This is a genomic window from Streptomyces sp. NBC_01450, from assembly GCF_036227505.1.
Taxonomy (GTDB): domain Bacteria; phylum Actinomycetota; class Actinomycetes; order Streptomycetales; family Streptomycetaceae; genus Streptomyces.
Map to the genome: position 1 here is coordinate 7,040,401 of NZ_CP109480.1, position 13,460 is coordinate 7,053,860.

At 66.3% G+C, this 13,460-nt stretch carries 7 protein-coding genes and 1 pseudogene; 2 read left to right on the forward strand and 6 right to left on the reverse strand.

Annotated elements, in window-relative coordinates; all coding sequences use genetic code 11:
- Nucleotides 1-40: 40 nt before the first annotated feature.
- A complete protein-coding gene (locus OG568_RS31415) occupies nucleotides 41-4,141 on the reverse strand; it encodes a discoidin domain-containing protein (RefSeq protein ID WP_329533967.1) in 4,101 nt (1,366 codons plus the stop codon).
- Between the two features lie 580 nt (nucleotides 4,142-4,721).
- Here OG568_RS31415 and OG568_RS31420 point away from each other — a divergent pair.
- Nucleotides 4,722-5,147 (forward strand): hypothetical protein, encoded by a 426-nt coding sequence (locus tag OG568_RS31420; RefSeq protein ID WP_329533968.1) that lies wholly within the window; start codon nucleotides 4,722-4,724, stop codon nucleotides 5,145-5,147.
- Between the two features lie 153 nt (nucleotides 5,148-5,300).
- On the opposite strand, the gene OG568_RS31425 is transcribed toward OG568_RS31420, so the two are convergent.
- From OG568_RS31425 to OG568_RS31435, 3 genes are all read right to left on the reverse strand, one after another.
- Nucleotides 5,301-6,647: an HNH endonuclease signature motif containing protein gene (locus OG568_RS31425; protein ID WP_329533969.1), complete on the reverse strand. Its 1,347-nt coding sequence runs from the start codon at nucleotides 6,645-6,647 to the stop codon at nucleotides 5,301-5,303.
- Nucleotides 6,648-7,325: 678 nt separating this feature from the next.
- Entirely contained in the window at nucleotides 7,326-7,526 is a 201-nt protein-coding gene (locus OG568_RS31430) for a DUF397 domain-containing protein (RefSeq protein WP_329533970.1), read from the reverse strand.
- On the reverse strand, nucleotides 7,526-8,371 hold the full coding sequence (locus OG568_RS31435; RefSeq protein ID WP_329533971.1) for a helix-turn-helix domain-containing protein: 846 nt from the start codon (nucleotides 8,369-8,371) through the stop codon (nucleotides 7,526-7,528). The genes OG568_RS31430 and OG568_RS31435 overlap by 1 nt, the downstream gene beginning before the upstream one ends.
- Before the next feature lie 214 nt (nucleotides 8,372-8,585).
- Between OG568_RS31435 and OG568_RS31440 the strand changes: the two genes are divergently transcribed.
- On the forward strand, nucleotides 8,586-9,248 hold the full coding sequence (locus OG568_RS31440) for an ATP-binding protein (RefSeq protein WP_329533972.1): 663 nt from the start codon (nucleotides 8,586-8,588) through the stop codon (nucleotides 9,246-9,248).
- A gap of 3 nt (nucleotides 9,249-9,251) precedes the next feature.
- On the opposite strand, the pseudogene OG568_RS31445 reads toward OG568_RS31440, so the two are convergent.
- Nucleotides 9,252-12,035, reverse strand: a pseudogene (locus tag OG568_RS31445) (DUF3427 domain-containing protein); the annotation flags it as partial.
- A 36-nt stretch (nucleotides 12,036-12,071) separates the two neighbouring features.
- A complete protein-coding gene (locus OG568_RS31450) occupies nucleotides 12,072-13,412 on the reverse strand; it encodes an IS701 family transposase (RefSeq protein ID WP_329533973.1) in 1,341 nt (446 codons plus the stop codon).
- Between the last annotated feature and the right edge of the window lie 48 nt (nucleotides 13,413-13,460).

Below are 13,460 nucleotides of genomic sequence, written 5' to 3' on the forward strand. Positions count from 1 at the left end.
ACCGAGGCTAACGCGCACGAACGGGGGCCCGACGGCCGCCCTACCCGCGGGCGACCGTGCGGGGTGCGTTGTAGGCGGACACGCTGAGCGCCGGACGGTTCGACGGCAGCGCGTGAGCCGGCCAGGACAAGGTGACCGTCCGCGACTCGCCGGGCAGCAGCCAGAGGTAGTTGTCGCTGTACAGCGTCGGCAGGACGCGGTCACCGCTGTGATCGTCCAGCAGCGACATCCGGACCATCGGGGCGAGCGCCGACCCACGGTTCTTGACGACGGCGGTCAGCTCATGGCGGGTACCGGAGCGCGACACGCGGGTGATCGAGGCCGAGAGCCCGACCCGCGGGAGGTCGTTGAGCGCCTTCATCGCGGCCGGGGTCCGGTGGCGCCAGTAGGTGTTGCCCGAGAGCGTACGACCCGCGTGGTCCTCGAGGGTCAGGCGCAGCAGGTGCAGATCGGGCAGGTCGTCGGTCCAGTCCACGGAGAAGGAGCGGGTGGTGGCGGCCGACGCGACGTCGACCACGGCCTTCCTGGTCCCGCCGATCTGGCGACCGGTGAGGTCGTGGATCCGGGCGGTGACGGTCGCGCCCTCGACCGCGCGGCGCGTGTGGTTCACCACGAGGAGCTGCCATTTCAGCGGGTCGGCCTGGACGTGCAGGGGCTCGCAGGCGGTGCGGGCACCGTAGTAGGTGCCGTTGACGTCGAAGTCGTAGTCGTAGGTCTGCCAGACGGTGCTGTGCCAGGCGGGGTGGGACATCCACAGCATGAGGCCGCTGGCGTCGTCCCACAGGTGGGCGTTCCATGCCTCGAACATGCTGCGCGCGTTCTCGTAGTTGACGAACTGCGCCTTGCGGGCGAAGTCATCGAGGCCTGTCGCGGTGCCCAGACGCGCTTCGATCGCCGCCCGGTACTGCTGCGGGGCCTGGTTCCCGTGTTCACTCCAGTCGTGGTAGTACCACGCTCCGCCTATCGGCCACTCCTTCTCGTCGCCCACCAGGTTGCGCATGCTCTCGGCGGTCGAGACGACCGGCATGCCGATCTCGGTGTGGAATCCGAAGCTCTTGCTGCCGTAGGTCGACGGGTCGTAGTACTTCTCGGGCTCCACCCAGTTGTAGGGGCCGCCGCCGGTGATGATGCCTCCGGCGGAGTTGTTCTGGTAGAGGATGCCGGGGGCCTGCTGCTCCACGGCGTCGCGCATGCCCTTGTCGATGGCGGCCGGCGGGTCGCCCTCGTTGGCGCCGCACCACACCACCACGCTGGGATGGATGCGGTAGCGCAGTACGGTGTCGCGCGCGATCGCGTTGAAAGCGTCATGGTCCGGGGGGTCCATGGCCCAGGCATTGGGGAAGTCGTTCCACACCAGGATGCCGTGCTCGTCGCAACTGGCGTAGAACTCCTCGCGGTTGATGCTGCCGACCCAGTTGCGGATCATCGTGAAGTTCATGTCGCGGTGCATGCGCACCGCCGCGTCCATCCGCTCGGCCGGCATTCGCCGCAGCAGTTCGTCCCAGCCCCAGTTGCCGCCCCGGGCCAGCACCCGTACGCCGTTCACGCTGATCTTCAGCGGCTCCGGGGTGTTGTCCACGGACTTCACGTCCGTCCAGGTGTCACCGTCGGACGACACCTGGATGACGTAGCTCTTCGGATAGGCCTGCTCCCACAGGATGGCCACCCGGTCGAAACTCTGCGCGGAGCCGAGGTCGACCTGGATCCACTGGTGGTCCTCGTACTGCGACGACCACCGGCTGTCGGGGCTGCCGTCGGTGGCGGCCGCCGCCGGATGGTCGGACTCCTCCGTGGAGGCCGTGGCCGCCTTGTGCAGCGCCAGGTCGGTGCCCGGACGCGAACTGTCGATCACGGAAAGGGACCACAGGGAGTTACCCCAACTGGTCTGACGAATGCCGCAGTTGATCCGTACGAAGCGGGCGGTGCGGGCGGTGAAGTCCTCCACCCGCAGGCTAGCCCGGTCGGTGTTGAACGGCAGCGGTACGGCCGTGTTGTCCACGGACTTCACGTCCGTCCAGGTCGAGCCGTCCGTGGACACCTGGACCACGTACGTCCGGGCGTAGGCCTGCTCCCACACGAGGTCGACGCCGTCGAAGGACTGCTGGGACCCCAGGTCCACACGGATCCACTGATCGTCCTGGTAGGCCGAGGACCAGCGGGTGCCGGGGTCACCGTCGGTGGCGTTGCCGGGGCCGTGGTCGTCACCGTCCGTCGTGGAGGAGGTGGCGCTCGCGTGCAGGGCGAGGTCGGTGCCCGGTCTTGCGCTGTCCCTCACGGACAGGGTCCACAGGGAGTTGCCCCAGTCCGTGGCCCTGGTCAGGCACTGGACCCGTACATAGCGGGCCTGCTGCCTTCCGACCTCCAGCGACTGGGTGCAGGCGTCGCCGGACGAGGTGAAGGGCAGCGGCACGTCGTACTCGTAGCCGAACTGGCGGATGCCGAAGCGGGTGGTGCGCCGGTCGCTCTCCGTCCCGTCGGCCGAGGCGGTCAGGGTGAGGTCGTGAAGGTCGGGGCTGCCGAGCCCGTTGGGCCACCACAGTGCGGGGTTGCGCAGCCGCAGTCGGCTGAAGGCGTCCGGGGCGAAGGAGACGTCGACGCTCCGGCCGGCCGGGACGGTGACGGCCTTGGAGACACGTACGTCGCCGAAGGACGCGGAGACGGTCGTGGTGTGCTCGACCGCATCGGCGTTACGGACCGGGACGGTGAGGGTGACTTCGGCGACGGAGGTGTCAGGCAGGTCCGGCAGGACCGTGTCCACCCGGGGGTCGCCGATGACCACGGGCCCCGTGGACCTCAGCCGGACATGGTTCCAGATCCCCGAGACCCGGTCCCGTACGGCGGGCATCCAGTCCCACCCCGAAGCGGCCAGATACGTGGGTGAGTTGAGGTTCATCTGCCCCGCGCCCGCGTCCACCCAGGACTCCCCGGCGGGCCCCTTGTCCCCCGGGCTGCCGGGGACGGGCATCGGCGTGATCTTCACAGCCAGCGCGTTCTTGCCCTTCCCGGCGAGCAACTCCGTCACGTCATGGGCCGAGCGGGCGAACGGGTAGGTGAGCCCTCCCACCTGGTGGCCGTTGAGCCAGATGTCGGCCTGATGGTTGATGCCGTCGAACTCCAGCCAGACCCTGCGGCCAGGACCGGTGCGCAGACCGGACGGCAGGTCGAAGTCACGCTTGTACCACCAGGAATGGCGGGAGAGCGCCTCAGGGATGTGCAGATTGTTCAGACCGGCGACCGGGTCCGGAAGCTTTCCCTGGTCGACGAGCGACGCGAGGACTGTGCCGGGCACGGTGGCGGGCAGCCAGCCACTGGTGTCCACGGTCGGCTTCGACAGGTCGGGGCCCTTGCCCTCGGCCCAGTCGTCCAGGGTCAGCCGCCAGCCCGACTCCAGCGGCACAGTGCCGTCGGCCGCGACGGCCAGCCGCGGAGCCTCACCGTGGTGGGTGCCCCAGTCGGTCCAGCCGGTGGCCGCGGGACGCCGCCCGCCGGCCGTGCCGTACACCTCGAACCCGTTCAGGCCGAGCGGATGGGGACTGGACCGCCGCTGAGCCGTCATCCGCACCCACCGTGCCGTCACGGACGGCGTCAGCGGAATGTCCACCACCCCGCCCGTACCGGCGGCCGTGCGATACACGCTCGTCCAGGAGGTGCCGTCCCTGGACGTCTCGACGACGAAGGCGAGCGCGTAACTGGACAGGATCTCCTTGCCGGTGGTGCCCTGGGCCGGGTTGCCGGTGGCCGGAGGCGTGAAAACCGGATCGCTGGCGTCGGCCTCGAAGGTGAGCCGAACCCGCGAGACCCGGCAGTCGCCCTGCAGATCGACCGAGATCCACTGCGGATCGTCCCCCGCCGCCGCACGCCATCCACTTCCCCGGACCCCGGGCGACGCGAGACGGTCGACCACGAACTCGCCCGGAGTCGCCGCGTAGTCCGTCGAGGAGACCTCGACGGGCCGGTAGGCGGCGAGTTCACCGGACGGCGCCGCCGCCGCGGTGAGCGTGTCGCCGCCCCCGGCGGCCACGCTCGTCGCCGGAAACAGAGCGTTCAGACCAAACCCCGCGAGAAGAGTCGAACCCGTAGTGACCACCGACCGCCGGGAAGGACCGGAAGGATCCCGCGGCGCATGTGACTGACCTGCCATGAACGTGAGTCCCATCAGAAAACAGCGCGCCCGGCGAACACACGGAGGCGCCGGAGCCGTGGCGTGACAACGTTGCCAGAGTGTCTGACAACGTTGCCAAAGGTGGCCGCGCGCCCAAGCTCCTGTCAAGACCTCGCACACGATCACTGTTGCTGCGACGCGATCACGGCCGCCGAGCGGTAAGTCGCCCCAGGGGTGGGGGAGTCATGGAGAGTGGGCATGCGGCAGGTCGTGGAATACTCGGCGTGCCGCCCCACGGTGAGGCCCGCACGGACAGCCGAATCAGGGAGCCGGGGAGCCGGGGAGTAAGCGCACTTGCGAACCAGAACGGCTGATCACTCTGTCGGCGAGGCGCCGATGGCCCCGCCCCACCGGCCCACCGCCCTGGCGCCACGGGCGATCTTGGTCGTGAACCCGTCTACCAGGAGCTTCAACACGTGCGCAGACCAACCGGCATACCCGTGAACCGGGTTGGCAGTCGACTTCATCGCCGCGGGTTCTGTATACGCTGGTGCGCGTGGATGTGACGGGATGTCTCGGGTGTGACCTTCTGGCCGGGCGCCGGGAGTTGCCCGGGGGCGTGCTGCACGAGACGGCTGCGTGGGTGGTGAACCACGTCGTCGGTCCGATGAATCTCGGCACCTTGGTCGTCGGTCCGCGGGAGCACGTCGTGGCTATCGCGGAGCTCGACGACACGGCAGCGGCGGAACTCGGCCCCTTGCTGCGCGATACCGCTCGTGTCGTGGAGACGTTGTGCCGGCCCGAGCAGACCTATGTCTGCATGTGGTCCCACGGCCGCGACGCGCGCAAGCACCTACACATCGCGGTCCAGCCGGTAACCGCGGAGGTGCGGGCCCGCTACGGCGGGCTGCGCTCTGAGCAGCTCCAGGCCCGGATGCTGGCGGACGGCGACGAGCCAGATGCCACGGATGTCGAGCAGTTCTGCGAGCGGGCTCGCGAGCTGTTCCGAGCCATCACCGACAGCAGCGCCGAAGACCGCAGCTGATCAACGGTGCCGGGCCGACGTCACGGCGCAGTCGGGCGAGCACATGCGAGGAAACTGCAGTCTTCCCCATCACGCACACTCAACGTGAGGTTGGAAAGGCTCGGTGTCCGCCGTCCTGCAAGAACTCGAAGAAACCGGGACGCATCATCCCCTTCACTCCCGATAAACGGGCGGCGCATTCCTGTACGTATGCCCAGTGGGACTCGTCCAACTGGCAATCCCGGTATGCGGATCCCGCGTGACCCTCCACCCGGGATGGTGAGTCTTCAGCCGATGATGCCGCCGACACAACGGCTGCAGATTCTCGGGAACCGACAGCCCACCCGCCTCAGGACGCTCGTGATCGAACGGCCTGACGTGGTCGACGTCGCAGCGATGCGCAGGCATCCGACAACTGGGAAAGGCGCAGTACTGGTCGCGGGCAATGACCTGCCGCTCGACATCGGCGGTGGGTCGGTAGGTGGTCGGATCGACCTTCACGAGCAGCCCACTGCCAGGATCGGTAATAAGCCTCCGCCAGATCGTCCCCGGAGCAAAAGCGATCTCACGCGCCTGCCCCGCGGTGATCGGCCCGTAGCCCTTCAGCTCGGCAGGCCCGTCCTCGGCCCCCACCAGCACATCAAGTGGCACGGTGACCTGCACGACGGCAGCAGCCCGCCCACGCACCGGACTGCCGCAATCTCCCGCCACACCACTCCGGTTGACCACAAGGTCGTACAACGCGTCGGCACGCTTCTGCGCCAGAGTCCGCCCGTCATTGTCGAAGGTGGCCGCATGTGCATCGACGGCTTGTCCCATCTCGGCGGCCTGCTCAGCGGGCAGGACGGCGCCGAAGAGGGCCATCCCATCCTCGCGCGGATAAAAGACAGTCTCCCGATCCGCCTTGCGCCGCCGATGCCGCCTCTCAGCCCCGTCCGGATCGGCCTTATGAATCTGCCGACGCAATAAGGCCCGCGTCTGCCCGACGGCCAACTCCGGAATCTTCACGACCATGACGGTCTCAACCTGCCCAGCCGTCTCCGGCTCGAGAACCGCACACAATTCCGTGACGGCCTCCGCCTGCAGATAGGAGATCTCCCCACGCTTCAGCAACTCCAGAGTTGCCGGATACCGAGCGCACAGCTGCTGCGCTACATCGAGCCGCCGCGAAGCGGTGCCACTGGCCAGCCGCAAGGCGCAAGCCACTTCATCGCTCGCGGCATCCCACTCCCGCAGCAGCCGAGCATCGAACGCCTCACCGGCTACGGCAGCATCGGCCCCAGAGTCCGCGTACTCCCCAATCGCCGCGAGCACCTCGACCTGCATCCCCTGAAGCCACGCAAGATGCCTCTCGAACACAGCCAGGGCATCAATCCGCCCCCGCGCCGAAAGCCGCTCACCGGCCAACTCGACCAGCAACCCCAGGGTCTCCACCGAAGGCGCGCACGACCGCAATTCAGCGATCCACTCGTCTGCCACCGCAGACGACACATCAACTTCGGACTCCACCACAACAGCCACCGCGCTCACCCCCGTCCCCCATGAAAGCGCCGAACCTCACCCACCCGCCAACGATCCGACCCCTCCATTATCCCTCACGGAGAGTGATATCCCCAGTTCATTCCGGCATTTCATCCGTCGGAAGGATCTACCCCGGAACCGGGAACTCCGCCTGGTGCCGACCATCCGCCAGCCCGGGCAGCGCACCATCCCAGCTGGCGTCACGCCGAGATGACGAGCACTCCGGTCCGCCCGAACCACCCCACACGGGCTCGCACCCCACCCACCATCCGGAAGCCGCCAAACCAACCCGGCGTGCGCGGAAGGCCATAGGCGTCCCCCAAGCCACAGACTCCCGGCACCCGGCAACGCGGAGAAACCCCGTCCCCGCTTCCCCCGCCGCCCCCTTTCGGGCCGCCCGGCCAGGAACACTCCGCGGTGGAGGGGTGAGGGTCAAGAGTGGAGCGAAGCGAAATCGGCGCAGCCGACGCCCAAAGGGCGCTCTTGACGCTCACCCCGGAACCGCCACACTTAGCAAAACCGGGCGGCCTTGGGTGCCCCGTAAGCGGAGGGCGATTTCGGCAAGCTTCTACAGAGCGGCGGAAGCGGCACTTGTTCAACGGGAATCTGGCTGGAGGTCGTCAAGCGGCCCGCAAGGAGAACTATGGTGCCGCGGAACTAGCCCAGTGCCGCCTAGCGCTAGCGTTCCCGAGCCTGGCGATTCAACTGCCGTATAAAGCTCTCCCAAGCGACGCTTCCTACGGTGACCATCGGGCTGTTTGGATCCTTAGAATCGCGCACGAGGGTGCCCTCGCTCATGCGCGCGCACTCGACGCATTCGGTGCCGCTGCCGCCGCTGTAGGACGACTTGAACCAGTGAGGCGCCAGCGGTCCGGGCATCAGGACTCCTTGCTTATGCGGTGGACGAGCGCTGCGGAGGATTCGAGATCGAGTGCCTGAGCGCTGAGGTACTCGAACGCCAATCTATAGCGCCCCAGTTCCTGTGGCTTCTCCATGAAGAGCCCGCCGCCGAGGATGTCTACGTACACCACGTCCAACTCGGGCGAGGGGCCGCGCAGGACGACGAAGCTGCCGACTGCAGCGGCGTGAGCGCCTGTTGAGAAGGGGAGCACCTGCGCAGTGACGTGGGGCAGTGCCGACATAGTCAGAAGATGCTGAAGCTGCTCGTGCATGACCTTGCGTCCGCCGACACTGCGTCGAAGCGCCGCCTCGTCGATCACGCACCAGATGTGCGGCGGTTCATCACGCTGAAGGAGTTCTTGTCGCTTCATGCGGATGTCGACCATGTGCTGCACCTCCCTCTCTGAACACTGCATCTCCGAGGCGCGGTGTACGGCCTCGGCGTAGGCGCGGGTCTGGAGGAGGCCAGGGATGTACATGCAGGCGTAGTGGTCTTCACGCACCACCTCGTCCTCAAGCGTGAGCATGAGATTCATGGACTCGGGGATGGGATCGGCGAGTGACCTCCACCAGCCTTGGATCTTGGCGCCCTTCGCGAGTTCGACGAGTGCGAGGCGTTCTTCGTCGGACGTGCCGTACTCACGGCACAGTGCGTCGACAGCAGGCCACTTGACCGATCCTTCCTTGGTCTCATAGCGGCTGAGCGTCGCCTTTGAGATGCCTACGCGTGCGCCCGCCTCTTCCAGGGTCAAGCCCTTGTGTTCACGGAGACGGCGCAGATCGGCGCCAAGTTGGCGTCTGCGAGTGGTGGGTCCAACTGTCATATCCCACACCTTTCGTGTTGATCTCCCAGATCGTGCTGCTTGCCCGAGCGTGACAGCAAGACAGCGTGCGCCGGGGCGCGCGAAGCGTGGCCGTGCTCCCAGTCGCTCTCCTCAATCGCAAGATGAGAGTTCCATTTTGAGAGTTCCAGTGCAACTCTCAGTGTGATGGCGATTGCAGAGCGCAATCCATCGTGCAAGGGAAAGGACTTGAGACATGGACTGCGCGGGCTGTGTGTCGAGGAAGCCGTGGGACATCCCGTTCGTAGCGGAACCGAGGGAGGTGTCGGCTCTGCGTCGCATCATGCGGCTTCACCTTGGACTCTGGGGCCTGCACGAGATCGCCGAGGCAGCCCAACTGTGTGTTACCGAGCTGGTTTCCAATGTCATCACGCACGTGGGCGCCGGCACCCCGACCACGCTCGCCGTCTCCATGAACGGCACCTACTTGCGCATCGAGGTCCAGGACCCTGACACCCGTGCCCTGCCAACCCTCATCCAGGCGGGAGCCGACTCCGAAGGCGGGCGGGGCATGGCTCTCGTTGATGCCATTGCCGACCGCTGGGGTATCCAACTTCACCCCGACCGAAAGGTCACCTGGTGCGAGCTGTCCACCGGACTGACCTCACCCAATGGCCACAGCGGGGGTGCTCGTGTGGCAAGAACAGGATCGATGCTCGGCTTCTACGGCGCAGCGAAGACACCTGGCCCTCAGGGCCCAAGCCCGCTGAGCGTGGCCGTAGCGCAGGAGGCAGCGATTGGCGTTATCGCCGACCTCCTCCACTGGCTTCGCGTGCATGGCCTTGATGCCGATGAAGCCCTTGATCGAGCCCAGATGCGCTTCGAGTCGGAGGCGGAGCAGACAGGAGGTGAGGAGTGAGGATCAACCAGCGGCAACGGCGGAGTACGTCCACACGTCCGCCGGGATGTCGTGCGCCAACTTCCATGTAATCGCCATCGGCTTGCTCCCCTTGTGCTTGACGTACTCAGCCGGGCCGAGCAGCATCCACGGTTGGGCTCCGCCGATGTCGGTGCTCTTGTAGCGGCGGACGAACAGTAGGACGTGGCTGCCTTCGGCTCTGTGGTGTTGGTAGCGCAGGCCCGTGGCGGATGTGGCCGAGGTCTGGTTCTGGGACTCCCAGTGGAAGAGGGTCTCGCTCAGCGCGTAGTCGTGGTAGCGGGTCTGGGGAGAGAAGTCCTTGTCGTCCTTGTCCAGAGTGATCATCAGGGCATCGGTCTTCGCGGACTCACACCACTTCACGCCCTCGCGGAAATCGCCCGGCATGAAGCCGCCGATGTAGGACTGGCCGAGTGCGGGGAGGATCTCCTCTCTGCTGTAGGAGGCGTGGATGGTCAATGGGAGACCAGTTTGGCCGCCGATGCCAAGGAGTGGGATCGGGACGTGCTCGGTATGGGCGAGGTTGTACTCAAGCACCTGGCGAAGCTCGCTGCGCACGGCGTGCTGGTCTCGGAGTGCCGCGAAGCCAGTGTCGTAATCCTTGAATCCCTTGCGGGTGATGCCTCCGAGAGGCCAGAGCTGGAAGAAAAGCATCCGAGCGTAGGCCTGTCCCCGATCGTCGAGCTCGCCGTACGAAGGGGCATCATCCTCCAACATGCGGGTGTACGCATCGACACGCAGTGGGTCGTCAACGTGGAGGAAGGAAGGCACGCGCTTGAGTAGAGTCGATTCGCCCTCCGGAGGCTCGCCCTTGAGGAGTCCGGAACGCCGGAGCAGTCCCGTCCAGGAGTTGCCATTGCCGCGATACAGCTCCTTCAGCTCGCGGCCGCTCTCATAGAGATAGGCGCTCAGTTGAGGCTCAGCGTAAGACGCGACTTCGCGGGCTAGGGCGGTGACGTTGACGCCGATCTGATCCTTGATGTTGTCGATGACGGCGTTCTTGGCCTTCTCCTCAAGGATGATCTGGCAACCGGAGGGGAGTTGCGGGAAGTCATGCTCGATGTTGTCCAGGAGCCGTTTGCGGGTGAGGTTCGTCAGGGCCCGGAACTGGTTCTCGAAGCGGAACTCCTTGCGGTGCTGTCCGATGAAGTCGAGCACTGTGAGCACTGCTTTGTTCTCGCTCCGGCGAAGACCTCGGCCGAGTTGTTGGAGGAACAGGGTTGCACTGGAGGTAGGGCGCAAGAGGAGCAGGGTGTCTACGTCGGGGATGTCGAGTCCCTCGTTGAAGAGGTCCACGGAGAAGATCACTTGTAGGGCGCCGGACTTGAGGTCAGCGAGGGCTTGCCTACGTTGTTCGCCCGGAGTCTCGCCGGAGAGCGCTAGGGCGTTCAGACCTGCGGAGCGGAAGTACTCGGCCATGAAGTGGGCATGCGCGACCGAGACGCAGAAGCCCAGCGCTCGCATGGCGCCAGGCTCGACGAGCTTCTCCTCTACAGCCTTCACGATGAGTCGCGCCCGCGCGTCATTGCCGGTCAGGACGTTGCTCAGGGCGGCGTCGTCATAGGCGCCGCGCTTCCACTCCACCGCACTCAAGTCGGTGTTGTCGCTGATTCCGAAGTAGTGGAAAGGGCTGAGGAGCTCGTTCTCCAGGGCCTCCCACAGGCGCATCTCAGCAGCGATGCGCCCGCCGAAGAACTCGTCCTGGATGTTCCTACCGTCCATGCGCTCGGGCGTCGCGGTCAGACCCAGTAGCTCCATCGGCCGGAAGTGATCAACAATCTTTCGGTACGTCGGTGATGTGCCGTGGTGGAATTCATCGATTACGATCACGTCGAAGTGGCCGGCGTCGAGCTGATCCAGTGCCCTAGCGTTAAGCGACTGAACGCTGGCAAAGACGTGGGTCCAGCGCTCCGGGATCTCCCCACTGTGGAGTGGTTCGCCGAAGTTCGCGTCCACCAAGATGTCTTGGTAAGTCCGCATCGACTGTTGCAAGATTTCCTTGCGGTGCGCGACGAACAGCAGGCGCAGATCCCGGCCGTATTTCTTGCACAGGTTCTTGTAGTCGAGCGCCGCCATTACCGTCTTGCCGGTCCCTGTCGCGGCAACTAGGAGATTCCGATGCCGGTCGTGTACCTCTCGCTCCACGTCCAGCCGCTCCAGCATGTCGCGCTGGTGCGGGTATGGGCGTACCTCCAGGCCGGACAGAGTGATCCTGCGGTCCGCGGCTGCGATGGATGATGTTCCGCCCGCAATGGCCAAGGCCTCCTGGAGTCTGGTGCCGTCAGCGTCGGGGTCGTACGTCTCGAATGACGGGTCGTTCCAGTAGGCGTCGAAGGTCGCATCGAATTTCCGCAGTACGTCAGGCGTGGCGATGGACGACAGCCGGACGTTCCACTCCAAGCCGTCGAGCAATGCAGCCTTGGAGAGGTTGGAGCTACCGACGTAGGCAGTGTCGTATCCGCTGTTGCGACGGAAGAGCCATGCCTTGGCGTGGAGACGTGTTGTCCGCGTTTCGTAGTTGACCTTAACTTCGGCGTTGAACTCCCTCACAAGTCTGTCCAGCGCCCGTCGCTCGGTCGCCCCGATGTAGGTCGTCGTGATGACACGTATGGGAACGCTTCGTTCGTGAGCCGCTCTGAGTGACTGCTCGATGATGCGTAGCCCGTGCCATTTAACGAAGGCACAGAGCAAGTCCACGTGGTCGGCTGTGGCGAGCTCTGCGCGAAGCTCAAAGCCGAGGCTTGGATCGTCCGGGGAGTTGGTGATCAGACCCGGCAGCTGTAGTTCTTGATCGTCATGGTGGTGTCATGTGGTCGCGGCGGCGGTGACGTTGTTCCAGCGCCGGTGGCAGGCTTGCGCGATGGCCTGGTGACGGCGTCGCCAGGCGGACCAGTGCAGGACATGGCCGATGTCGTGGCGGAGCGGGGGCAGGGTGGTTGCCCGCAGGATGGTCAGCAGCTCGCGTGCGCTGACCGGGATGAGGCCGACGGCCATGGTGGTGGTCGCGGTGCGGGCGCGGGTGACGGCCAGGACGGCGGTGGCCAGGATGCTGATCAGGGTCCAACGCATCCAGGAGTTCCAGCAGGTCGTCTGGCCCTGGTCGAGTCCGGTGACGCCCTTGGCCAGCTGGAAGTCCTCTTCGACCTGCCATCTGGTGCAGATGATGTGTATGAGGCCGGCAAGGGTGACGGGTCGGGTGGAGTAGCAGCGGTAGAAGGAGAGTTCGCCGGTGAAGCGGTGTCGGCGCACGACCAGGACGGATGTCCCGTCGTCCTCGGTGTCGGGGGCGTCGTCGCTCTGGATGTCGGTCCAGGTCCAGTCGTAGTGGCGGTCGCCCTTCAGGCCGTGACCGGTGAGCATCCGCATCCATGCCCGCCGGGGCAGCCGTGCGGCCAGGGTGGTCGCGGTGAAGCGGCCACCCGGGGTGGTGACCTGGTGATCGGCGCGGACCGACAGGGCGTAGTCGAAGCCGAGCCGGCGAGCACTGCGGCGCAGTTCGCGCCCGCCGTAGACCTCGTCGCCGGCGAACCAGCGTGCACGCAGGCCCAGCTGTCGGGCCCGGGTGAGCATGGCGGCAGCAAGTTCGGGCTTGGTGGCGAAGTCCACGTCGTCGGGGACGTGGGTGAGCAGGCGGCGTTCTTCGTCGGCGGCCCAGTCGGCGCCCAGGTACAGGGCCCGGTCGATCGGGGCATGGCCACGTGCGGAGGCGTAGGTGAGATGGACGGCGACCTGGCACAGACCGATCCCGCCCAGCGCACCGGAGTATTGCCTTGCCGCCCCGACGGCGTCGGTGGAGGACTTCTCGTCCCCCGTCTCGTCCACGATCAACACGGCGTCGTCATCCGCGAGTTCACCGGCCGCCCAGGTGGCCGTCCGGTCGCGCACGGCGTCGTGATCCCACACGCCGCGGGACAAGAAGTGCTGCAGCCGGGACGGCGACGCGTGCCCCAACGCCTCAGCGAGCGTCCAGCAGTTGCGGGTCTCGAGCCCCGTCAGCATCGCCTCGGCCATGTCCCTGGCCAGCAGCCGCGACTCCCGTCGCGGGAAGCAGGCGGCCACCGCCGCCATCGCCGCCCTGAAACACTCGCTCCACACCCCACCGGCTATCGTGGCGCCCACGGCCACCGCGTCCTGATCTGTTGTCACAGACGATCATCATCGCGGTGGCCGTACTCGTTCCCGCGGGCACCCCAT